This window comes from Paracoccus marcusii (assembly GCF_028621715.1).
Lineage (GTDB): Bacteria > Pseudomonadota > Alphaproteobacteria > Rhodobacterales > Rhodobacteraceae > Paracoccus > Paracoccus marcusii.
Map to the genome: position 1 here is coordinate 2,546,287 of NZ_CP117466.1, position 22,322 is coordinate 2,568,608.

General features: G+C 65.5%; 25 protein-coding genes and 1 tRNA gene. 15 read left to right on the top strand and 11 right to left on the bottom strand.

The window, feature by feature from the left end; translation table 11 throughout:
* Position 1 precedes the first annotated feature (1 nt).
* From hydA to aptA, 3 genes are all read right to left on the bottom strand, one after another.
* The gene (hydA, locus tag PRL19_RS12600; protein WP_273743177.1) at positions 2–1,453 is read right to left on the bottom strand and encodes a dihydropyrimidinase; all 1,452 of its coding nucleotides are present in this window, start codon (positions 1,451–1,453) and stop codon (positions 2–4) included.
* 69 nt (positions 1,454–1,522) lie between these two features.
* On the bottom strand, positions 1,523–2,788 hold the full coding sequence (locus PRL19_RS12605) for a Zn-dependent hydrolase (RefSeq protein ID WP_420704395.1): 1,266 nt from the start codon (positions 2,786–2,788) through the stop codon (positions 1,523–1,525).
* Positions 2,789–2,851: 63 nt separating this feature from the next.
* Positions 2,852–4,177, bottom strand: coding sequence for an omega-aminotransferase AptA (aptA, locus tag PRL19_RS12610; RefSeq protein ID WP_139597606.1), 1,326 nt, complete (start codon positions 4,175–4,177; stop codon positions 2,852–2,854).
* A gap of 141 nt (positions 4,178–4,318) precedes the next feature.
* On the opposite strand from aptA, the gene PRL19_RS12615 reads away from it, so the two are divergent.
* On the top strand, positions 4,319–4,936 hold the full coding sequence (locus PRL19_RS12615) for a TetR family transcriptional regulator C-terminal domain-containing protein (protein WP_232303252.1): 618 nt from the start codon (positions 4,319–4,321) through the stop codon (positions 4,934–4,936).
* Here the strand turns inward: PRL19_RS12615 and PRL19_RS12620 are convergent.
* Both PRL19_RS12620 and mepK read right to left on the bottom strand, forming a co-directional pair.
* A complete protein-coding gene (locus PRL19_RS12620) occupies positions 4,933–5,517 on the bottom strand; it encodes a TetR/AcrR family transcriptional regulator (RefSeq protein WP_052714525.1) in 585 nt (194 codons plus the stop codon). The genes PRL19_RS12615 and PRL19_RS12620 overlap by 4 nt on opposite strands.
* 133 nt (positions 5,518–5,650) lie before the next feature.
* Positions 5,651–6,214: a peptidoglycan L,D-endopeptidase MepK gene (gene mepK, locus PRL19_RS12625; RefSeq protein ID WP_045980855.1), complete on the bottom strand. Its 564-nt coding sequence runs from the start codon at positions 6,212–6,214 to the stop codon at positions 5,651–5,653.
* Positions 6,215–6,517: 303 nt separating this feature from the next.
* Between mepK and PRL19_RS12630 the strand changes: the two genes are divergently transcribed.
* From PRL19_RS12630 to PRL19_RS12645, 4 genes are all read left to right on the top strand, one after another.
* Positions 6,518–8,173, top strand: coding sequence for a L,D-transpeptidase family protein (locus PRL19_RS12630; RefSeq protein ID WP_273743178.1), 1,656 nt, complete (start codon positions 6,518–6,520; stop codon positions 8,171–8,173).
* A gap of 70 nt (positions 8,174–8,243) precedes the next feature.
* A complete protein-coding gene (locus PRL19_RS12635; protein ID WP_045999272.1) occupies positions 8,244–9,344 on the top strand; it encodes a UDP-3-O-(3-hydroxymyristoyl)glucosamine N-acyltransferase in 1,101 nt (366 codons plus the stop codon).
* Positions 9,345–9,356: 12 nt separating this feature from the next.
* Complete coding sequence (locus PRL19_RS12640; protein WP_045980857.1) at positions 9,357–9,623, top strand: acyl carrier protein; 267 nt, start codon at positions 9,357–9,359, stop codon at positions 9,621–9,623.
* Entirely contained in the window at positions 9,620–10,918 is a 1,299-nt protein-coding gene (locus PRL19_RS12645) for a beta-ketoacyl-[acyl-carrier-protein] synthase family protein (protein ID WP_273743179.1), read from the top strand. Before PRL19_RS12640 ends, PRL19_RS12645 begins: the two co-directional genes overlap by 4 nt.
* 75 nt (positions 10,919–10,993) lie before the next feature.
* Here PRL19_RS12645 and PRL19_RS12650 read toward each other — a convergent pair whose 3' ends face one another.
* Positions 10,994–11,794 (bottom strand): invasion associated locus B family protein, encoded by an 801-nt coding sequence (locus PRL19_RS12650; protein ID WP_273743180.1) that lies wholly within the window; start codon positions 11,792–11,794, stop codon positions 10,994–10,996.
* Between the two features lie 466 nt (positions 11,795–12,260).
* On the opposite strand from PRL19_RS12650, the gene PRL19_RS12655 reads away from it, so the two are divergent.
* On the top strand, positions 12,261–13,811 hold the full coding sequence (locus PRL19_RS12655) for a helicase HerA-like domain-containing protein (RefSeq protein WP_273743181.1): 1,551 nt from the start codon (positions 12,261–12,263) through the stop codon (positions 13,809–13,811).
* Between the two features lie 3 nt (positions 13,812–13,814).
* Here PRL19_RS12655 and PRL19_RS12660 read toward each other — a convergent pair whose 3' ends face one another.
* Complete coding sequence (locus PRL19_RS12660; protein ID WP_045980859.1) at positions 13,815–14,150, bottom strand: DUF6477 family protein; 336 nt, start codon at positions 14,148–14,150, stop codon at positions 13,815–13,817.
* Positions 14,151–14,366: 216 nt separating this feature from the next.
* On the opposite strand from PRL19_RS12660, the gene PRL19_RS12665 reads away from it, so the two are divergent.
* From PRL19_RS12665 to PRL19_RS12690, 6 genes are all read left to right on the top strand, one after another.
* Positions 14,367–15,512 carry a DUF6456 domain-containing protein gene (locus tag PRL19_RS12665; RefSeq protein WP_139597611.1) on the top strand — a complete coding sequence of 382 codons (1,146 nt, stop codon included), beginning with the start codon at positions 14,367–14,369 and terminating at the stop codon, positions 15,510–15,512.
* Between the two features lie 74 nt (positions 15,513–15,586).
* Positions 15,587–16,495 (top strand): hydrogen peroxide-inducible genes activator, encoded by a 909-nt coding sequence (locus PRL19_RS12670; RefSeq protein WP_273743182.1) that lies wholly within the window; start codon positions 15,587–15,589, stop codon positions 16,493–16,495.
* Between the two features lie 93 nt (positions 16,496–16,588).
* The gene (gene lipA / locus PRL19_RS12675) at positions 16,589–17,545 is read left to right on the top strand and encodes a lipoyl synthase (RefSeq protein ID WP_273743183.1); all 957 of its coding nucleotides are present in this window, start codon (positions 16,589–16,591) and stop codon (positions 17,543–17,545) included.
* A 110-nt stretch (positions 17,546–17,655) separates the two neighbouring features.
* Positions 17,656–17,739, top strand: a tRNA-Leu gene (locus tag PRL19_RS12680).
* 112 nt (positions 17,740–17,851) lie between these two features.
* Positions 17,852–18,283 (top strand): ElaB/YgaM/YqjD family protein, encoded by a 432-nt coding sequence (locus PRL19_RS12685; RefSeq protein WP_045980861.1) that lies wholly within the window; start codon positions 17,852–17,854, stop codon positions 18,281–18,283.
* 10 nt (positions 18,284–18,293) lie between these two features.
* Complete coding sequence (locus PRL19_RS12690; protein ID WP_273743184.1) at positions 18,294–18,953, top strand: phage holin family protein; 660 nt, start codon at positions 18,294–18,296, stop codon at positions 18,951–18,953.
* Positions 18,954–18,989: 36 nt separating this feature from the next.
* Here the strand turns inward: PRL19_RS12690 and grxD are convergent, their stop codons facing one another.
* From grxD to PRL19_RS12705, 3 genes are all read right to left on the bottom strand, one after another.
* Positions 18,990–19,352 carry a Grx4 family monothiol glutaredoxin gene (grxD, locus tag PRL19_RS12695; RefSeq protein ID WP_045999222.1) on the bottom strand — a complete coding sequence of 121 codons (363 nt, stop codon included), beginning with the start codon at positions 19,350–19,352 and terminating at the stop codon, positions 18,990–18,992.
* 33 nt (positions 19,353–19,385) lie between these two features.
* Positions 19,386–19,628 (bottom strand): BolA/IbaG family iron-sulfur metabolism protein, encoded by a 243-nt coding sequence (locus tag PRL19_RS12700; RefSeq protein ID WP_045999221.1) that lies wholly within the window; start codon positions 19,626–19,628, stop codon positions 19,386–19,388.
* A gap of 119 nt (positions 19,629–19,747) precedes the next feature.
* Positions 19,748–19,915 (bottom strand): hypothetical protein, encoded by a 168-nt coding sequence (locus PRL19_RS12705; RefSeq protein ID WP_176695092.1) that lies wholly within the window; start codon positions 19,913–19,915, stop codon positions 19,748–19,750.
* A gap of 221 nt (positions 19,916–20,136) precedes the next feature.
* Between PRL19_RS12705 and PRL19_RS12710 the strand changes: the two genes are divergently transcribed.
* The 3 genes from PRL19_RS12710 to PRL19_RS12720 all read left to right on the top strand — a co-directional run bounded on the left by PRL19_RS12710 (position 20,137) and on the right by PRL19_RS12720 (position 21,863).
* Positions 20,137–20,691, top strand: coding sequence for a thioredoxin family protein (locus tag PRL19_RS12710; protein ID WP_273743185.1), 555 nt, complete (start codon positions 20,137–20,139; stop codon positions 20,689–20,691).
* On the top strand, positions 20,688–21,365 hold the full coding sequence (gene gph / locus PRL19_RS12715; RefSeq protein ID WP_273743186.1) for a phosphoglycolate phosphatase: 678 nt from the start codon (positions 20,688–20,690) through the stop codon (positions 21,363–21,365). Before PRL19_RS12710 ends, gph begins: the two co-directional genes overlap by 4 nt.
* A 66-nt stretch (positions 21,366–21,431) precedes the next feature.
* Positions 21,432–21,863: a protein tyrosine phosphatase family protein gene (locus PRL19_RS12720; protein ID WP_337960259.1), complete on the top strand. Its 432-nt coding sequence runs from the start codon at positions 21,432–21,434 to the stop codon at positions 21,861–21,863.
* A 37-nt stretch (positions 21,864–21,900) separates the two neighbouring features.
* Here PRL19_RS12720 and PRL19_RS12725 read toward each other — a convergent pair whose 3' ends face one another.
* Positions 21,901–22,245: an arsenate reductase family protein gene (locus tag PRL19_RS12725; RefSeq protein WP_246071275.1), complete on the bottom strand. Its 345-nt coding sequence runs from the start codon at positions 22,243–22,245 to the stop codon at positions 21,901–21,903.
* Positions 22,246–22,322 lie beyond the last annotated feature (77 nt).

Consider the following 22,322-nt stretch of genomic DNA (forward strand, 5'->3'; position numbering starts at 1 on the left):
GTCACACCCCGCTTGCGGGAATGCCGCCGCGCTGGACCGGGCGCGGCGCGGTCAGGTCCTTCCAGGCGGACAGCGCGCGGTTCACCTGACCGCGCGGCTCGCGGGCCACGAATTCGCCGTGCCCCTCGCGGCTGTCGACCTTGCCTTCGGTCACCGCGACGACGCCGCGGGTCAGGGTGAACCGCGGCAGGCCTTTGACGGTCTGTCCCTCGAACACATTGTAATCGATCGCGGATTGCTGGGCACCGGCAGTGATCGTCTTGGTTTCCTCGGGGTCCCAGACCACCAGGTCCGCGTCGCTGCCGACCAGGACCGCGCCCTTTTTCGGATACATCCCCATGATCTTGGCGATGTTGGTCGAGGTGACGGCCACGAACTCGTTCGGCGTCAGCCGCCCCGTGCCGACCCCATGCGTCCACAGCATCGGCATCCGATCCTCAAGGCCCCCGGTGCCGTTCGGAATCTTGGTGAAATCGCCGATGCCGGTACGTTTCTGATCGGTTGTGAAGGCGCAATGGTCGGTCGCCACGACCGACAGGCTGCCCGACTGCAGACCGGCCCACAGGCTGTCCTGGTGCTGCTTGTTGCGGAACGGCGGCGACATGACCCGGCGTGCGGCATGATCCCAATCCGCGTTGAAATACTCGGATTCGTCCAGCGTCAGGTGCTGGATCAGCGGCTCGCCCCAGACCCGCTTGCCTTGGGCGCGCGCCCGGCGGATCGCCTCATGGCTGTCCTCGCAGCTGACATGGACCACGTACAGCGGCACGCCTGCCATGTCGGCCACCATGATCGCGCGGTTCGTGGCCTCGCCCTCGACCTGGGGCGGGCGGGAGTAGGCGTGGGCCTCGGGGCCGGTGTTCCCCTCGGCCAGCAGTCGCGCGGACAGTTCTGCCACGACATCGCCGTTCTCGGCATGGACCATCGCCACGCCGCCCAGATCTCCCACCCGGCGGAACGACGCGAACAGCTCGTCGTCATTCACCATCAAGGCGCCCTTGTAGGCCATGAAATGCTTGAAGCTGGTGATGCCGCGGTCCACGACCGCCTCCATCTCGTCGAACACTTGCTGGCCCCACCACGTGACCGCCATGTGATAGCTGTAATCGCAATGCGCGCGCCCGGACTTGTTGTCCCACATCTGCAGCGCATCCAGCAGTCCCTGGCCCGGCGACGGCAGCGCGAAATCCACGACCATCGTCGTGCCGCCCGCCAGTGCCGCCCGCGTCCCGCTCTCGAAATCGTCGGCCGAATAGGTGCCCATGAAGGGCATCTCCAGATGCGTGTGCGGGTCGATCCCGCCCGGCATGACCAGGCAGCCGCCCGCATCCAGGACGGTGTCACCGACCAGCCCCTGACCGATCGCGGCAATACGCCCCCCCTCGATCAGCACGTCGGCCTGATAGCTCAGATCCGCCGTGACGATGGTTCCGCCCCTGATGACCGTGCTCATGGCATCCCTCTTCTTCTTTGTCCAAATACCCTGGGGGTCCGGGGGTGAAACCCCCGGCCGCGGTCCGCGTCAGCGGACGATCTCAGCCGCGTCCAGCACCGCGTGCAGCAGCACGTCGCATCCCGCACGCGCCCAGTCCGGCGTGATCGCCTCGGCCTCGTTGTGGCTCAGCCCGCCTTCGCAGGGGCACATGATCATCACTGTCGGCGCAACCTTGGCAATCCAGCAGGCGTCATGCCCCGCGCCCGACACGATATCCATGTGGCTATATCCCAGCTTCTCGGCCGCGCCGCGCACCTTGCCGACCAGGTCGGGATCAAAGGTCACCGGGTCGAAATGCCCGACCGGCTCAATCTCGATTCCCAGCCCCAGTTCCGCGGCAATTTCAGCGGCCTCCGCTTCCAACCTCGACCGCATCGACGTCAGCTTCTCCAGATCGGGCGACCGGAAATCAATGCAGAACACCGCCTTTCCCGGAATGACATTGCGGCTGTTCGGGAAAAGGTTGGCTTGGCCGACGGCACCGACCGCATCCGGCTGGTGGTCCATCGCGATGCGATGCACCGCCTCTATGATCCGCGCCATGCCAAGGCCCGCATTCACGCGCATCGCCATGGGCGTGCTGCCCGTATGGGCGTCCTTACCGGTCAGCGTCACCTGCAGCCACCACAGCCCTTGGCCATGGGTGACCACGCCGATCTGCTTGCCCTCTGCCTCAAGGATCGGGCCCTGTTCGATATGCAGTTCGAACATCGCGTGGATCTTGCGGTCGCCCGGCGCTTCGGTTCCGCGCCAGCCGATCCTGTCCAACTCGTCGCCGAAACGCTTGCCATCGGCATCCTGCCGGCTGTTGGCGTAATCCTCTGTCAAGACGCCCGCAAAGACGCCCGACGCCAACATGGCGGGCGCGAAACGCGCGCCCTCCTCGTTGGTCCAGTTCGTCACCACGATGGGGCGGCGCGTGCGGATGCCCAGGTCCCGGATCGACCGGATCACCTCCAGCCCGGCAAGGACGCCCAGTACCCCGTCATAGCGCCCGCCGGTCGGCTGCGTGTCCAGGTGGCTGCCGATATAGACGGGGTCCAGATCGGGCTCGACTCCCTCATGGCGCATGAACATGCTGCCCATCCGGTCGACGCCCATCGTCATGCCGGCTTCTTCGCACCAGCGCTGGAAAAGGCTACGTCCCTCGGCATCGGCATCGGTCAGGGTCTGGCGATTGCAGCCCCCCGCGATGCCGGGGCCGATCTGGGCCATCTGGTCCAGACTATCCCACAGCCGATCGCCATCGACGGTCATGTTCGCAGCCGTCATCACGCCACTTGCGTCGCTCATTCGCAGTCCTTCCTGTCGGACCGCCCCGTTCTGTCGCGGGGTCGGCTGGATGGGTTTGGCCGCTTACGCGGCGGTCTTCAGCACCTCGCCAAGCGTGCCGATCAGATGATCGATCTGCGCCTCGCTGATGATCAGGGGCGGCGACATGGCGATGATGTCGCCTGTCACGCGGATCAGGATGCCTGCCTCGAACGCGCGCACGAAGATGTCGAAGGCGCGCTTGCCCGGCTGACCCTCGATCGGCGCCAGCTCCACAGCGCCAATCAGGCCCATGTTGCGGATGTCGATCACGTTCGGATGGTCCCGCAGCCCGTGGATCGCCTCTTGCCAATAGGTTTCCAGCGACGCGGCGCGCGTCAACAGACCTTCTTCGGCATAGGTGTCCAGCGTGGCGATGGCCGCCGCGCAGCTGATCGGGTTCCCAGAATAGGTATAGCCGTGGAACAGTTCGATGATGTGCTCGGGGCCCTGCATGAACGCGTCATAGATTTCCGCGGTGGCCAGGACTGCGCCCATCGGGATCACGCCGTTGGTCAGGCCCTTGGCGCAGGTGATCATGTCGGGGACAACGCCGAAATGCTGGGCCGCGAAGGGGCTACCCAAGCGTCCGAAACCCGTGATCACCTCGTCGAAGATCAGCAGGATGCCGTGCTTTTTCGTGATCGCGCGCAGCTTTTCCAGATAGCCCTTGGGCGGCATCAGGACGCCGGTCGACCCGGCCATCGGCTCGACGATGACGGCGGCGATCGTCTCGGCTCCGTGCAGGGCCACGATGCGCTCCAGCTCGTCGGCCAGGTTGGCGCCATGTTCCGGCTGCCCTTTGGTGAAGACGTTCTCGGGCAGATGGGTATGGGGCATGTGGTCGACGCCAGCCAGCAGGGTGCCGAAATGGCGGCGGTTGTTAACGATGCCCCCGACCGAGATCCCGCCGAAGCCCACGCCGTGATAGCCCCGCTCGCGCCCGATCAACCGCGTGCGGGCCGCGTCGCCCCGCGCCCGGTGATAGGCCAGCGCGATCTTCAGCGCGGTATCGACGGCCTCGCTGCCCGAATTCGTGTAGAAGACATGGTCCATCCCATCGGGCGCGATGTCCACGATGCGGTTGGCCAGCTCGAACGCCAGCGGATGGCCCATCTGGAAGGCGGGGGCATAATCCAGCTCTCCGACCTGGTTCTGGACGGCCTCGGTGATCCTGGGGCGGCAGTGGCCGGCGTTGCAGCACCACAGGCCTGCCGTCCCGTCCAGGATCTGGCGACCGTCTGCGGCCGTGTAATGCATGTCCTTGGACGCAACCAACATCCGCGGCGCCGACTTGAACTGACGGTTCGCGGTATAGGGCATCCAGAAGGCGCGCAGGTCATTCGGGGCAGGCTTGCGGTCAAGCGGCATGGGCATCGTCCTCACGGATTATTGACCAAACGGTCAGGATCAGGCTAGCACGGGGCAGGGGGCAGTCAAGCGTCCTGACAAGCCGGATGACAATTCCGACCGATCTGCCCAAAATCGGATCATGCCAGAGCCGGAGCTTCGATGACAGAGACCAGCATGCCCCAGATGACCCGGATTCAGCAGAAAAACAGGGAGCTGATCCTGAACGGGGCGTTGGAGGCGTTTTCGGCCAACGGATTGCGCGGCGCGACCATCGACCAGATCGCGCGGGCGGCGGGCCTGTCCAAGCCGAACGTGCTGTACTATTTCGGCTCCAAGGACGAAATCCACAAGGCGCTGCTGACGACCCTGCTGGAGATGTGGCTGGCGCCCATGCGCCAGATCGACCCCGACGGAGAGCCGCTGGCCGAGGTGCTGCGCTATGTGCAGGCCAAGCTGTCCATGTCGCAGGACTATCCCCGCGAAAGCCGCCTGTTCGCCCATGAGATCCTGCAGGGTGCGCCGCATCTGACCGAAATCCTGGGCGGCGATCTGCGACAGATCGTCGACCGGACGGTCGCGGTTCTGGAAGGATGGATGGACCAAGGGCTGCTGGCGCGGGTCGAGCCGCGCCACCTGATCTTCTCGATCTGGTCGATGACCCAGCACTATGCCGATTTCGAGACGCAGGTCCGCGCCGTTCTGGGCGACGGCCGCGACCCCGTGGCCGAGGGCGCGGCATTCCTGGACGATCTGTACCGAAAGCTGCTGACGCCCTAGCTGGGCTTGTCCAGCATTTCGGCCGCCGTCAGGATCAGCGACAGGTTCTCATGCGCTGCGGCGATGAAATCCTCGCGCGCGCCCGACACCCAATCCTTGGTCGCGGCGTTCGTCGCGGCGATGATGGCGGCGGCCAGGATCTCGATCACGCGTTCGTCCGACCCGGGCATCCGCCGATGCAGCAGCGTACGCATCTGCGCACGGCGCGCCAGCATGGCGCTGTTGCGCAGCGCCTCCAGCTTGGGGTCTTTGTCGGACAGGGCCAGCATCGCGCCGATCAGTTCGCGTTCGTTCAGATATCGGGCCAGATGCGCCTCGATCAGCAGGCCCAGATCCTCGATCAGGCGACCCTTGCCCGCGATGAAGATCTCGGACGCCTCGGGCGGATAGTCGGGCGGCGGACCCATCAGGGCCGCCTCCTTGTAGGGGTAGTAGTTGAAGAAGGTCCGCGTGCTGATGCCCGCATGTCGGGCGATCGCCTCGGTCGTGACATTGGGAAGACCGTCGCGGACGGCCAGTTCGATGGCTGCGGCCTGGATTTTCTTGGCGGTTTTGAAACGGCGCGTCTCGAGGGGGCTCATGCAGGTCCGATCTTGTCTTGTTGTTCCGGCCAGCGTCGCAAGCCAGCGTTGCGGCGGCAAGCCCGAAAAATGCGGAAAACGCCGTCTGCGGGTGGCAGAGGGCGTTTGCGCCTTGCGAAAAGGTCGTCTGAAATCAGCTGCCCCAGGTGCGGACGGGACCGCAATCCATGTGCACGAAGTTCGACCGGCTGTAGCGTCCCACGCCACCGGCGCGGCAGGCCACGGCAGCCTGGTACATCTGCCCGACCGAGCGCGACTTCAGCCGCAGGTCGGCCGCCTTGCCCGTCAGGTGCAGCGAGTTCTGCGCCACGCCGCTGGACTGGCGCCGCAGCATCGCGTTGGTGCGGGGCGAGCGGTATCCCGACAGCATCATGTACGGTTCGTTGGTCTGCAGCAGGCGCGAGGATGCGGCCGCCACGTCGATCATCCGCGGGTCGATGCCGATCACCTCGCCGGTGCGCCAGTCGCGCATGAACACGTTGATCTCGTTCAGGGCCTCGCGGATGTATTTTCCGTCGACCCAATAGACCGTGTCGATGCTCTCGCCGGTCCGGCCGTTGTACATCTTGACCCGCCGCATGTCGCCCGCGTTGCCGCGCAAAAATCCGAAGGCATTCGCCATCACCGGGGTCGCCGCAACACTGGTTGCCGCGAACACACCCAAGATGCCGCGACGGGAGATAATGTCCATTGTCATGTCAGATCGCCTGTCCTGCTTCGTTTTTTTAAGCCGGCGACACGTCGCGGCCTGTCGTGGTTTATCCCCGACCTGATTAACAATATGTCAAAAGCGCGTGCGCGACGAAACGGATTCTGCCGGGATGGCCGATCCTAACCCGAATTTCGGCAAGATTTCGCCTAAAACGGGTAATGTTGCACATCGGCGGCGGCGCTGTGGCGTTTTGGCAACCACTGCTTTTCCACTGCACAAACAGATGCGTGGGGTGTGGCGCGCGCACGGCGGCCGTGGGACAATACGGGCAGAATTTCGGAGGTTCAGATGGCGGTTCGAATGGTCCGGGGCGTGCTGGCGCTGACACTGGCGGGGGTCGTCGGCTGGCTTCCCGTTGTGTCCGGCGCACGCGAACCTCTCGCTGCCGTGAGCGTGGCCGCGGCGCCACGGCTGGACTTCACGCCGCAACAGATGGCCTTGGCGCTGGCAGTGTCGGACGACGCCGATCTTGCCTCGTTCTATGGCAGCAACGGGTTGCGCCCGATCTTCCTTGGCCCCGAGGGAGAGGCCCGGCGACTCGCTTTGCGGGACGCGATCGGGAACGCCCCGCGCCATGGCATCCCCGTTGCCCGATACCAGCCCGACCGCCTGACGGCGACCGAAGGACTTGCGGCCGAGATCGCCCATGCCCATTCCCTGTCACGCCTGCTGCGCGATCTGACCGGCGGCGTGCTGAACCCGACGCGCGTCGACCCCGAGATCAAGCGACAGCCCGTGCGGACCGCGGTGGTCCCGCTGCTGGCGCGGTTCGAGGCGGCGGCGGATCCTGCGGCGGTCCTTGCCGGGGCCGGACCGGACCATCCGGCCTATCTTGCGCTGCAACAGGCGCTGTTCGGGCCGGCCGATCTGTTGGTGCCGCAGAGCCTACCAAGGATTGCGACCGGTGTCTGGCGGCCAGGCCAAAGGGCCGCGGCGATCGCCGACCTGCGCACGCGCCTGGCGGCCATCGGATTTGTCGCCGATGCGCCGGATGCCACGCTGTATGACGATGCCCTTGCGCGGGCGGTCGCCGATTATCAGCGTGCGGCCGGCTTGCCGGATGACGGCGTCGCGGGCCCGCGGACCATCGCGGCACTGAACGGCGATGGCGGCACCGGACAGGACGCGCGGCAACGCGCGATCCTGGTGGCGATGGAGCGGATGCGCTGGATGGCGTCCGAGGATCTGGACAGCCGCCATGTCTGGGTGAACATCCCGGAATTCAGCACGACCATCGTGGAAGACGGGGCCGAGGTGTTCCGCACCCGCAGCGTCATGGGCAAGGACACGCCCGAGATGCGCACGCCCGAATTTTCCGAGATGATGGCCAATGTCGTGGTCAATCCCAGCTGGAACGTGCCGCGGTCCATCGCCGTTCGCGACTATCTGCCCCGCCTGCAGGCGAACCGCCATGCGCTGTCGCATCTGGACGTGGTGGATGGCGCGGGGCGGGTGCTGGCGCGGGACGGCATCGATTTTGGCCGCTATAGCGCCGCCAGCTTTCCGTTCAGGCTGCGCCAGAAGCCAAGCGACGACAATGCCCTTGGCGTGGTCAAGTTCATCTTCCCCAACCCCTGGAACATCTATCTGCACGACACGCCGTCCAAGCACCTGTTTGCGAACCGGGTGCGGGCGGAATCGAATGGCTGCATCCGCATCGGCGATCCGGTCGATCTGGCCCGCGCGCTGCTGTCGCGCCAGACCGACGATCCGGCTGCCATGTTCCAGCGCGCCCGCGACCGGGAACGCGAGACCTGGCTGAAGCTGACGCCGCCGGTTCCCGTGCATCTGGTCTATTTCACCGCCTGGCCCGGCCCGGATGGGCGCATCCGGCTGTTCGACGACATCTATGGCCGCGACGCCCGCATATGGGAGGCGCTGCAGGCCCAGGGCTTTGGCGCGGCGGCGCCCGCCATGGTCGCGGACCTGAACCCGGGGTTGTGACCCGCCCCGGAACGCGGGCACTGGAAGCAGCCTTGCAAACAGGCTAAGTCCTTGCGCGAAAGGGGGGGCCATGGTCCTGACGATGGGTGAGCTGGCGCGGGCTCTGGACGCGCAATGCTGGGGCGACCAGTCGATCCGCGTGACGGGTGCGGCGGAACCCGCGGCGGTCGGTCCGGTCGACGCGGATGGCGGCACGCTGGCCATGGCCATGGCGCCCAAATACGCCGAGGCGTTGAAGCCCGGCAGCATCGCCATCCTTGCCGAAGGGATGGACCCCGAGGCCTATGGCCTGAAGGCCGCCATCTTTGCCCCCCGCCCGCGACTGGTCATGGCCGGTCTGACGCGGGCTTTCGACCGCGGCCCGGACATCGCGCCGGGCATCCATCCGACTGCGGTCATCGACCCCACGGCCACGATCGGCGACGGCGCGGCCATCGCGCCCTTTGTCGTCATCGGTGCGCATGTGCGGATCGGACAGGGCGCCCGCATCGGGGCGCATGTCAGCATCGGTCGCGGCGCCCGCATCGGCGATCAGGCATTGATCCATCCGGGCGTGCGGATCGGCCATGACGTGACCGCGGGCGACCGTCTGATCGTGCAGCCGGGCGCGTCCATCGGCGGCGACGGGTTTTCCTTCGTCACCCCCGAGGAGTCGGGGATCGAGGAGATCCGCCGCACCCTGGGCGCCCGTGCCGCGGTCAACCAGCAGCACTGGACGCGCATCCATTCGCTTGGCGCGGTCGAGCTGGGTCATGACGTCGAGATCGGCGCGAACGCCACCATCGACCGCGGCACGATCCGGTCGACCCGCGTGGGCGACGGCACCAAGATCGACAACCTTGTGATGCTGGGCCACAACGTCGTCGTGGGCCGTGACTGCCTGCTGTGCAGCCAGGTGGGCGTGGCCGGATCGTCGGTGATCGGCGACAGGGTCGTGCTGGCCGGGCAGGTGGGCGTCAACGACAACATCCAGATCGGGGACGACGTCATTGCGGGCGGTGCCGCCAAGATCTTCACCCGCGTGCCGGCAGGCCGGGTGATCCTGGGCAACCCCGCGGTCAAGATGGAGACCCAGCTGGAGATCCAGAAGGCCATGCGGCGGCTGCCGCGTTTCGCACAACAGCTGTCCAAGCTTCAGGAAACCGTTACACGCCTGTTGGAAAAGGGCTGAACAGGAGGCGACATGACAGACGACATCACGCAGCGCATTCGGGCCATCATCGCGGAGCAGGCGATGCTGGAACCCGACCAGATCACCGATGACGCGACCCCCGCCGAACTGGGCATCGACAGTCTGGGCCTGGTCGAATCGATCTTTGCCATCGAGGAAGAGTTCGACATCTCGATCCCGTTCAACGCGAACGAGCCCGAGAAGTCCGACTTCGACATCTCGAACATGGGCACGATCATCGCCGCGGTGCATCGGCTGGTCGCGGAAAAGGCGGAATGACTGCCCCCGTGGACGAGGCGCTGATCGATGCAGGCCGCGCGGCACCCGCGATCCGGCCTGCGGCCGAGACGACCGGCCGCGGCGGGCTTCGCCGTGTGGTGATCACCGGCGCCGGCACGATCAACGCGCTTGGCCACGATGTCGCCACCACCCTGGAGGCGTTCCGCGAGGGTCGCTGCGGGATCACGCAGCTGGATTTTCGCGATGTCGATCGCCTGTCGATCCAGATCGGCGGACAGGTCCACGACTGGACGCCCGAGACCTATTTCAACCGCCAGCAGATCCTGCTCTATGACAAGTTCACCCAGTTCACCCTGCTGGCCGCCAAGCAGGCGGTCGAGCAGTCGGGCCTGCATTTTCAGGGCGCGCTTGGCCTGCGGTCGGGGGTCATCCTGGGAACGGCCGGCGGTGGCCTGAACACCTGGGACGAGAACTATCGCGCCGTCTATGAGGAGGGGAAGAACCGCGTCCATCCATTCGTGGTGCCCAAGCTGATGAACAATGCCGCGGCCAGCCATGTCAGCATGGAATTCGGCCTGCGCGGCCCCGCCTTCACCGTCGCCACCGCCTGCGCCAGCAGCAATCACGCAATGGGCCTGGCGTTCCAGATGGTGCGGTCGGGCGCGGCCGACGTCATGCTGTCGGGCGGGTCCGATGCGATGCTGTGCTTTGGCGGCGTCAAGGCATGGGAGGGGCTGCGCGTGATGTCCAAGGACGCGTGCCGCCCCTTCAGCGCCAACCGCAACGGCATGGTCCAGGGCGAAGGCGCGGGCGTCTTCGTCTTCGAGGATTTCGAACACGCCCGGGCGCGTGGCGCCGAGATCCTGGCCGAGGTCGTGGGCTTTGCCATGTCGTCGGATGCGCAGGACATCGTCATGCCATCGGCCCAGGGGGCCGAGCGCGCGATCACCGGGGCGATGGTCGATGCCGGCCTGAACCGCGAGGATATCGGCTATATCAATGCCCACGGAACGGGCACCGCCGCGAATGACAAGACGGAATGTGCGGCGGTCGCCCATGCCTTTGGCCATCACGCGGACCGGCTGATGATGTCGTCGACCAAGTCGATGCACGGCCATCTGATCGGCGGCACCGGCGCGGTCGAACTGCTGGCCTGCATCATGGCGCTGCGCGACGGGGTGATCGCGCCCACGATCGGCTATCAGGAGGCCGACCCCGAATGTGCGCTGGACGTCGTTCCCAACGAGGCCCGTGAGGCACGGGTCGATGCCGTCCTGTCCAATGCCTTCGCCTTTGGCGGACTGAACGCGGTCATCGCCCTGCGCCGCGTCTGATCGTCATGCGGGACACATGAAAAAGGCCGCGTCTAGGGGACGCGGCCTTTTCCGTTCATGCGATGGCAGGGGCGATCACTCGGCCGGTTCGTCCTCGGCGGGGGCATCCTCTGCCGGTTCTGCATCGGCGGCCGGGGCGGGCGCGGGTGCGGCGGCATAGGCGGCCAGTTCATCGAACGCGGCGGTGAAGCCGGTCAGCGACATGCTCAGCTGGACCGGCGAATCCGGGTCTCCACCGAAGGGCAGCAGCTGCACGGCCGCGGTGCTGCCGGCCTTCATGCTTGCCAGTTCCTGATTGGTGAAGCCAAGGCGCGCGACGCAGCCGACCGGCGCGCAGAAGCTAAACGGATAGCCGCGCATCTCGCCCGATCCGATCTGGAAGCCAAGGCCGTCGATCAGGTCCGTCTCCAGCGGTGCAACCAGGGTGGCGCCGGCGGCGACGTCGCCATTCGATAGCGGAACCATGGTCAGTTCGGCAACCGGGTTGTCGTCGGCATCGGTCAGCAGCTTGTACATCTCGCACGGATCCTTGCCCTGATCGGCGCGGATGCAGCGGATGGTCCAATCGCCATGCTCGGACTTGGCGTAATAGCTGCCAGGTCCGTTCGGATCGCGCGCGGGCTGACCCGCGGGCGCGTTTTCGGCCGCGGGGGCATCGGCGGGCGCGGCTGGCGTCTCTGCATCGGCAGGTGCGGTGGCCGGCGCGTCTGCGGCAGGGGCATCTGCGGCCGGTGCGCCGGTCGCGGGCGCATCGGCGGCGGGGGCTTCCGCCGCGGGCGTTTCGGGCGTGGCCGGCGCAGGGGTGTCCTGGGCAAATGCGGGCCCGGTGATCAGGGCGAGGGCGGCGAACAGCGCGTGCGAATGTCTGATGAACATCAATCTTTCTTTCTTTTGCTCAACGCATTGCGGCTGATCTAGCACGGCGCCGGGGCCTTGTCAGTCCCCTGCCACGACACGCCCTGTCACCAACCCTTGAGGTCGGGACATCGCACAGGATTGCGCATTGAAGAAGTTGCGTGGGAACCGAACCGGCCGGACACGCGTCATGAATTGACGCGAAAGGCCGTGGCTTCCACCACGGCCCCCGACGCGTTGCGTTATTCTCCCTGCCGGACTGGCCGGTCATCATTGAGACGCACGCTAATCGCGTTGGCGTGATCCGTCAACGGTCTATGGATTTTCCCCCGATCACATAAAAAAAAGCCGCGCCCGAGGGCGCGGCAGTCCAACAGGGAGGAAGGTCCGGGTCACGGCTGCGATCCGGACAACTTCACCTTGCCATGAAAGCGTTAAAATTGTCTTTTCAAGGCGTGCGTTGCGCAATTTGTTGGTGGGGGATGCGATGGGCTCGGTTCTGGACCTGGATGCAGGAACGATCTTCGTGGGCGGCGCCGGCGCCGGATACGCGACCCCCGAGACGATGCTGCTGAAGCTGGCAAACCGGCACGGGCTGGTCGCGGGTGCGACGGGGACGGGCAAGACCGTCACCCTGCAGACCTTGGCGGAAAGCCTGTCGGCTGCGGGCGTTCCGGTGTTCCTGGCGGATGTGAAGGGCGACCTGGCGGGGCTGGCCAAGGCGGGATCGGATCAAGGCAAGCTGCACGAGCCTTTCCTTGCGAGGGCCGGTCAGATCGGGATCGATCTGACCTATGCATCCTATCCGGTGACATTCTGGGATGTCTGGGGACAGCACGGCCATCCCGTCCGCACCACGCCGGCCGAGATGGGACCGCTGCTGCTGTCGCGCCTGCTGGACCTGACGGAGGCGCAGGAGGGCGTCATGGCGATCGCCTTCCGCGTCGCCGACGAGGAGGGGCTGCCGCTTCTGGACCTCAAGGACCTGCAGTCGATGCTTGTCTGGGTCGCACAGAACGCCGCCGACCTGTCGACGCGCTATGGCAATGTCAGCACCGCCAGCGTGGGCGCGATCCAGCGCGCGCTGCTGGTGCTGGAGACCGAGGGTGGAGCGAACCTGTTCGGCGAGCCGGCGCTGGCGCTGACCGACATCATCCGTCAGGACGCGGACGGGCGCGGCGTCATCAGCATCCTGTCGGCAGAGCGCCTGATGAACGCACCCCGGCTGTACGCGACATTCCTGCTGTGGCTGCTGTCGGAGTTGTTCGAGCAGCTGCCCGAAGTGGGCGATCCGGACAAGCCCCGCGTCGCGTTCTTCTTTGACGAGGCGCATCTGCTGTTCGACGACGCGCCGAAGGCCCTGATCGAAAAGGTCGAGCGGGTGGCACGATTGATCCGGTCGAAAGGCGTCAGCATCTGGTTCGTCACCCAGAACCCCGCCGACATTCCCGAAGCGGTGCTTGGCCAATTGGGCAACCGGGTTCAGCACGCGCTGCGGGCGTTCACCGCCAAGGATCAGAAGGCCCTGCGCGATGCGGCGCAGAACTATCGGACCAACCCCGATTTCGACATCGCCGAGACGATCCAGCAGGTGGGGACGGGCGAGGCCGTGACCTCGTTCTTGCAGCCGAAGGGTGTGCCGGGCATCGCGCAGCGGACGCTGATCCGGCCGCCGTTCAGTCAGGTCGGCCCGATCACGGATCAGGAGCGCGCGGCGATCCGGGCCACGTCCCCGATGGGGCCGAAATACGACACCGCCCTGGATCGCGATTCCGCGCACGAGATGCTGGCACGCAAGACACAGGCCGCAGCCCAGGCAGCCAGTGCGAAGACGGATGACGATGGGTTGTTCGACATGCCCGCCGGTGCGGGACGGGGGCGACCATATCAGGCGCCGGCACGCGAGAAGGCTGCGCCACGCGGGCGGTCCGACAGCATCGTGCAGACCTTTGGCAAGAGCCTTGCCCGGCAGTTGGGGACCCGGACCGGGCAGGCGCTGGTCCGGGGCGTTCTGGGTTCCCTGATCAAGAAGCGCTGATGGTCACAGCGCGATGGCCGTGGCCGGCATCGGCGCGGCGTCGATCGCGGCACGCATCTCTGCCAGGATGGCGATGACCAGCAGGACGTGGCGGCGCAGGTCGTATTCGGCAGCCTGGGTCACGCGCATGTCGTTCTGGATCTGCTCCTCGGCCCGCAGGCGGGACAGGACGGCACCCGGCGCGGGGCAGCGGTCGCTGCGCAGCAGGCGGGGCAGGTCGCGATCGCGCTTCCAGGTCTTCTGACCTTCGCGGGCGGCCCGGATCAGCGTTCCGGGACGGCGCAGGCCCTGATTCGTCGGGCGGGGGCGAAAAACGATCACGTTCGAGACTGCGGTCATGGGGCTGATCCTTTGCGTTTGCCACGGGGTCACCTTCACACAACCTTGAGGTGTGTTGCCAAAAGCCCTGCCGCAGCGCGCGGTGGAGCAAGGTTTCTTTAGGAATTGTTAGGGAATGTTGCGGCTATGTGCAGAAACACCCTGTTAACCACAGGGAAAGATTTCAACCCAGGGTAGTCTACTGCCGGGCTGCCCGAGGACGACAAGGGACCTGACATGACCATATTGACCGGTGATTTCGCAATCCACACGGGCATCGCGGAGCACCGTGCGCAGGTGCAAGGGCAGACCTGCGCGCAAGACGACCTGAGCGAGGACGCGCGCCTTTACCTGCGCCATGTCGACCAGGGGGTGACGATCCGTGCCCTGGCGCGCGAGGCCGGTGTTCATGCCTCGACCATCCTCCGCCGTATCCGCCGGTTCGAGGCGCGCCGCGACGATCCGCTGGTGGATGCCGCGCTGGCCCCGCGGCCCGAGGGGGCCAATGCGCCTGATGAGCGTCAGGCCCTGCGCGTGCTGCGCCGGCTGGCAGAGCCGGGTGCGTGCATGGCATCGGCCCCCGGCATGGACAAGGCGATCGTCACGCGCGACGATATCCGCACCGCCGTCCTGGAACGCGCCCTGGCAGAGATGATGGCGCTGAAGGGATGGGTCGTGCAGACGCGGGGCGGGGGGCGCATCCAGCGCTATGTCATCGCGCCGGCAGGGCGCGAGGCCCTGCGCCAGATGCTGCGGTCGCCCCGCCAGCGCAGCGCCGTGCCGGGGCCATCGTCGTTTGCGGACGCCCACCCGGTCCACGAGGACGCCCAGCCCGTCCACGGCATGGCCGAGGCCCAGGCGGCCTTTGACCACGGCGACCGTCACCGGGTGTGGGAGGATCGCGTCATCGACGATCCCGAGGATGGCCGCCGCCGCCAGACCCGGGTGAACATCGCGGAAAGCCCGCTTCTGGTGCTGGCGCGGCGGCGTGACCATGATGGGCAGGCGTTCCTGACGCCGGGCATGGTCACGGCGGGCGAACGCCTGCGCGAGGATTTCGAACTGGCGCAGATGGGTCCGCGGGTAACGCAGAACTGGGATGGCTTCATGACCTCGGGGATCGACGTGTCGCGCGGTGGCGGTGGTTATCGCGGCGGATCGGAATCGGCCCGCGACCGGGTGGCCGTCGCGCTGCGCGACCTGGGGCCGGGCATGGGCGACATCGTGCTACGGGTGTGCTGCTTTTTGGAGGGGATCGAGATGACGGAGCGGCGTCTTGGCTGGTCCGCACGGTCTGGAAAGATCGTCCTGCGTCTGGCCCTGATGCGGCTGGAGCGGCACTATGAGGAAACCTACGGCAAGGGATCGCGGCTGATCGGCTGAAGGTCATTGCCGCAGACGGGGGCTGGTCGATAAGATGGTGGGCGTTGACCGCGCGTCGTTGATCAGGCCCCCTTATGAATATCACCCTGCGCCAGTTGCGCTATTTCCTGTCCTTGGCGCAGCACACCCATTTCACACGCGCTGCCGAATCGATCAACGTCACGCAACCCGCGCTGTCCATGCAGATCCGCGCGCTGGAGGAGGAGATCGGCGCCCGTCTGGTCGAACGCACCCCGCAGGGTGTCGTCCTGACCCCGCAGGGCCGCGCGCTGCAGGACCACGCCCAACGGGTCATGGCCGCGATGACCGATCTGGAACAGGACCTGCGGCAGCCGGGGCAGGGCGGTCGGTTGATGCTGGGCATGATCCCCACCGTCGCGCCCTATCTGCTGCCCGAGGCGCTGCCCCTTTTGCGGGCGCGCGACATCGGGCGCGACCTGCATCTGCGCGAGGCGCAGACCGACCGCCTGCTGGACGAACTGCAGGCGGGGCGGCTGGATGCCATCGTCGTCGCCAGCCCGCCCGAGGGGCCGGGCCTGCAGGCTGTACCGCTGTTTGCCGACCGCTTTCTGCTGGCCGGCAGCGCTGCACGAATCTCCGATCTGCGCAGCCGACCGCTGTCTCCTGACGCACTGGATCCCGGCCAACTTCTGTTATTGGATGAGGGGCATTGCCTTGGCGACCAGGCCCTGGAGGTCTGCGGGCTGAACCGCCGCGCGGCGCGGCTGGACCTGGGGGCCGCGTCGCTGTCGACCCTGTGCCGCCTTGCCGCGCAGGGCATGGGCCTGACCTTCCTGCCCGAGATCGCCCGCCGGCAGGAGCTGGCCGCGGCACCCGGCCTGACGGCCGTCAGGTTTCCCGACCCCCAGCCCGCGCGGCAGGTCATGCTGATGCGTCGCGCATCGACTCCGGGGCAGGGCTGGTTCGACGATCTGGCCCGCCTGCTGACCGCGGCGGCGCGACCGCTGCTTGATCTGGGCTGATCGCAAGGCAGCCATGTGGACGCAGGGGCAGGGGATGCGTTGCCAAATCGTTGCAAAGCCCCTATTTCTGCCCGAACCGCGACCGAAAGGACCATGACCTTGCGCGACCTCAGGATCCCGGATCAGCGCCACCCGGAAAAGGCGCACCGACCCGATCAGGCCCAGCCCAAGAAGCCGGACTGGATTCGCGTCAAGGCGCCCACCTCTGCGGGGTACAAGCAGACGCGCGACCTGCTGCGCGAGAACCGTCTGTCGACCGTCTGCGAGGAGGCCGGCTGTCCCAATGTCGGTGAATGCTGGAGCCAGGGCCACGCCACCATGATGATCATGGGCGAGATCTGCACCCGCGGCTGCACCTTCTGCAACGTCGCGACGGGTAAGCCGCAGTCGCTGGACACGTTCGAACCCGGCCGCGTCGCCCATGCCGTGCAGAAGCTGGGCCTGAAACACGTCGTGATCACCAGCGTCGATCGCGACGACCTGGACGATGGCGGGGCCGAGCATTTCGCCCAGACCATCCGGGCGATTCGCCACCGCTCTCCGACCTCCACGATCGAGGTGCTGGTGCCCGACTTTCTGAAGTCAAAGCCTGGCGCCTTGGAGACCGTGGTCGAGGCGCGTCCCGATGTGTTCAACCACAACCTTGAAACGGTGCCGGGCCTGTACCCGGAGGTCCGTCCCGGCGCCCGCTATTTCCATTCGCTGCGCCTGCTGCAGCGGGTCAAGGAACTGGACCCGTCGATGTTCACCAAATCCGGCATCATGGTCGGATTGGGAGAGGATCGCCAAGGCGTGCTGCAGGTCATGGACGACATGCGTGCGGCAGACATCGACTTCATCACCATCGGCCAGTATCTGCAGCCCAGCCCCAAGCACCATCGCGTCGACCGCTTCGTCACGCCCGAAGAATTTGCGGGCTATGAGAAGGCCGCCTATGGCAAGGGTTTCCTGATGGTGTCGGCGACGCCACTGACCCGGTCGTCGTATCATGCGGGCGATGACTTCGCGCAGCTTCGCGACGCCCGACTGGTCAAGCTGGGTCGCGCCTGAGGCCGCGGGGCAGGGGGCGCACGCCGCCCCTTGCAAATCGTCGCGACTGGATTTACGCCAAGCCCAACGGTCCGCACGGACCGCCGCCGAAAGGGCGCCGGGACCAGTCCGGGGGCGTGGCGGAATGGTAGACGCGACGGATTCAAAATCCGTTTCAGCAATGAGTGCCGGTTCGAGTCCGGCCGCCCCTACCACGCCCTTTCGCGTTCAGCACTGGCAAAGATTTTGCTGCAGTGCGGGAACAATCCAGACCTTGTGACGGTTTGTCCATCGACGGTGACAAGACGCCGATGAAAGGACATTACCATGGCACATAACCCCACTGCTGACGACATCAAACGCGACGCCCGTTCGGCTGCGAACGAAGCCCACGGCGACCTGAAGGATGGTGCCCGCAAGATTGCGGACGACGTTCGTGACACCGCGCGCGAACTGTCCGACAATTCGGGTGCGGCACGCCTGAAAGAGCGTGGCGCAGCACTGGCCGATGATGCCGTCGAAACGGGCAAGTACTATGCCGAGCGTGCCCGTGAGACCGGTCAGGAATATGCCGACCGCGCGCGTCTGGAGGCAGAGCGCCTGTACGAAGCAGGCCAGCAGAAGGCGACCGAAGTCGCTCACTACGCTGAAGAGCGTTATGATGAAGTGTCCGAGATGGTTCGCCGCAACCCGGCGCAGGCCTTGGGTATCGCGGCCGGTGTCGGCTTCCTGGTCGGTCTTCTGATCTCGCGTCGCTGAGGTCGGGCATATGTTCGATTTCGCCCGACGCGTTCAGGAAGCTGTCGGCGACACGGTCCGGCGCACGGCCATGAAGGCCGTCGCCGGAATGGTCGGACTGATGGCTGGCGGGTTCTTGACAGCTGCCCTGTGGTCGTGGCTTGCCAACGATTTGGATTGGGGCTCTACCTTGGCGTCGTTGACCATCGGCGGAGGTTTGATCGTGCTGATGATCATCCTTCTGGCCATGGCGGCAAAGCGCAAGCACACTATGCCGACAACTGATGATCTGAAACGTGAGGTCGAAGCTCGGGTTTCTCTGGCGACCGATGCGGCGGCGACTCGTGCGCGGGCGGAAGCGACGCGAATTGTCGAACTGGCCGAAGCGAAGGCACATTCGCTGATGGATCAGGCTGGCTCTCGCGCGACCAAACTTGCTTCTGATGCCGAAGAAAAGCTGTTCGGCAGCGTCCGCAATACCGCTCGCGCTGCGGGTCTGACGTCTTCCAACGTTAATGCTGCAAAGCAGTCGTTTCAAAACGGCGCGCATCAGTTACGCCAAGCGACCGACAGCAATGCTGGGACGATGACCAAGCTGGTTGGAGCGTTCGCTGTCGGTGTCACGTTGGCCGCAGCAATGCAGGAACGTCGACACGACAGGATGGATTACGATCCCGACGACATGATGTAAAAAAGGGCGCCTCGGCGCCCTTTTTTTTGTTCCAGATCAGGCATTTGCCTCCCGGATCTTGTTGGCTGCATCCTTGTCGAACGCGACGCCCTTTTTTTCCAGCAGCTGATCAAGTTCTCCTGACAATGTCATCTCGGTGATGATGTCGCAGCCACCTACGAACTCACCCTTGACGTAAAGCTGGGGAATGGTGGGCCAGTCGGAGAAATCCTTGATCCCTTGGCGGATGTCAGCGTCCGACAATACGTTCACGCCCTCGTAGGGCACGCCCATATAATTCAGAACGCCGGCAACTCTGCTCGAAAAACCGCATTGGGGCATCTCGGGCGTGCCTTTCATGAACAGGACCACGTCGTTGCGGTCGATCATGTCCTGGATGCGCGTGTTCGCGTCGCTCATATCGGCAATCCTTGTAATGGGGCAGGGGGCGCGTCAGTCAGGCGCCTTGGTGGTCAGGGCAAGCGCATGCAACTCTCCGGCAGGGCCGTCCATCTTGCCCTGAAGGGCGGCATAGACGGCGCGCTGTTGCTGCACGCGGTTCAGCCCGCGAAAGCTTTCGTCGATAACTTCGGCGGCATAGTGGTTTCCATCACCGGCCAGATCAGTGATCGTGATCTTTGCCTGGGGAAAAGAGACCCGCAGAAGGGCCTCGATATCATGCGCTTCCATGGCCATGGGCGGATCCTTGTCTTTGTCACACATGATGTAGGGGATGCCGGCAAAGGCTGCAAGACCGGCACGAAAACGGCCGCGTTCCAGAGAAACGCGGCCGCCACGATTAATCTTATTAAGGGTTACTGCGTCGCGCTGACCGCACCCACGGTTCCGCCGACAACCGCGCCGGCCGGACCCGCCACGGCCGCACCGCCAAGACCGCCGGTCGCAGCGCGCTCGCCAACCGTCGTCCCGCATGCCGAAAGAGCCAGCATCGCACCGCACAATCCCACAGCCACATATTTCATGATGAATGTCCTTTGATGTCAGGTTCTGTCAAACAGACGCAAACCAACGGTCACAGGTTCCGGGATTGCTGTAGAAAGGCATTCGAAAGCAGGGGGAACATTTTTCTGATAATCTGTATTATGTACCAAAAATGTCTTTCTGGTTAGCCTTTCAACTTTTTCACCACTTGTCCCTATGGCACACATCTTCCAAGGTTCCGTAAAATGGATCGGAGGATCATATGGCCGTATCGCCACCTGTCTGCGATTTCGATACGCCTTGGCACGACTTTGCGCTGCGCGATACGGACGGAAGCGTCGTGACGCTTTCGCAGGTCGCCGGATCGTGTGGGACGCTGGTGATGTTCATCTGCAACCATTGCCCCTATGTCAGGTCGATCCTGGACCGCATTGTCCGCGATGCGCATGCGCTGATGGACCACGGTATCGGCGTCGTCGCCATATCTTCGAACGACGTCGCGGCCTATCCGGAGGATAGCCCGGCGCATATGAAGGACTTGGCGCAGCGGAACGGTTTTCGCTTTCCCTACCTGTATGATGCGGATCAGTCGGTCGCACGGGCCTATGGCGCCGAATGCACGCCTGACTTTTTCGGCTATTCCGCCGACGGTCGGCTGCAGTATCGCGGTCGACTGGATGCCTCGACCCGCACGGCGGCAGCGACGGACGCCCGCCGCGACCTGTATCTGGCCATGGTGCAGATCGCGGAAACCGGGCAAGGTCCGCGCGATCAGGTCGCATCAATGGGATGCTCGATCAAATGGAAGGCCGCATGACCATGGACAGACCCTGCCCGATCGTATTCGACCTGGACGGCACGCTGATCGACAGCGCGCCCGACATTCACGCCTGCGTGAACGCGGTCCTGCGCCAGCATCAGATCGCACCGCTGCCCCTGGCGCGGGTGCGCAGCTTCATCGGTGGCGGTGTCGAGCTTCTGTGGACCCGGATCATCGCCGCCTGCGGTATCGAGCCGATGCATCGGCCCGCGCTGATCGCGGCCTTCATGGCGCGCTATCACGATGCCACGGCCCTGACGCGCCTGTTTCCAGGCGTGATTGAGGCTGTGGGGCGGCTGGCCGATGCAGGTCATCCCTTGGGCATCTGCACCAACAAGCCGATGGGCCCGACGCGCAGCGTGTTGCAGCATTTCGCGCTGGATCGTCTGTTCCCTGTCGTTGTCGGAGGGGACAGCCTGCCGCAGCGCAAGCCCGACCCCGCGCCCTTGCGCCTGGCCCTGCAGATGCTGGGCGTGGAGGGGAATGCCCCCCGTGCGCTCTATGTCGGTGACAGTGAATTTGACGCGAATTGCGCGGCGGCGGTGCCAGTGCCGTTCCTGATCTATTCGGGCGGCTATCGCATGACGCCCATCGCCGATCTGCCGCATCACGCGGCCTTCGATCGCTTTGACGATCTGCCGGGTCTGGTGGGTCAGGCGATGGCGCTCTAGGCAGCCGGCTTGACAACCGGCGACGAAAGACGCCACTTCGGGGCGGACCCGTGCACGAAAGGCCCCATGATGGATCTGCGCCAAATCAGCCCCAACCTCGCCGTCTCTCCGCAGATCCTGCCCGAGGATGTCCCGGCCTTGGCCGATGCGGGGTTCAAGGTCCTGGTCAACAACCGCCCCGACGAGGAGGTCGAGGCCGAGATCGATCACGACGCGATGGCACAGGCGGCAGAGGCTGCCGGAATGCGCTATCATTACCTGCCGTTCCACCCGGGCCAGATCACGCCGCAACTGATCGCGGATTTCGGGACGGCGACCGTGGGACAGGGGCCGGTGATCGCATATTGTCGGTCCGGCAACCGCAGCACGGTCCTGTGGGCGCTGACGCAGGCCGGGCGCATGCCCGAGGATGAGATCCTGAAGACGGCCGACGCCGCCGGGTACGACCTCAGCGGCGTGCGGCCGTTGATTGCGTCGCTGGCCAGCCGCAAGGGCTAGACCGGGCAGGGCAATGCCCCTGCCCTGCCCCGTGTCGTCAGGCAGGCACGCCAAATGACCGCTTGACATTTGCGGTCCAACCAAGTCCGGAAAGATCATCGGCGCGAATCGCCGGGCGCTTCATCACGCTTGGCTTTTCGCCCATCATGGCGACCGGATCGGCCGCCCGCTCGTCGTCGGACATGCCGCGCCATGTCAGGCTGGCGCGGTTGATGATCTTGTCACCGAACTGCGCGACAAGGGCCGCGCGTTCCTCCGCGGACAGCGGCTCCTTCTGGACATCGCGGAACTGTACCGTCCATCCGTTGTCCTGCAGGTCGGCCTGCGCCTTCTGGCAGGTCGAACAATGGGCAAGGCCGTACATCGTCAGCGTCTTGGACATGGATACCTCGTCAGATCAGGGGAACGAAGGGCACGCCGCAGGCAGTCAGGGTCAGGGTTGCCAGAAGGGCAAGGGTC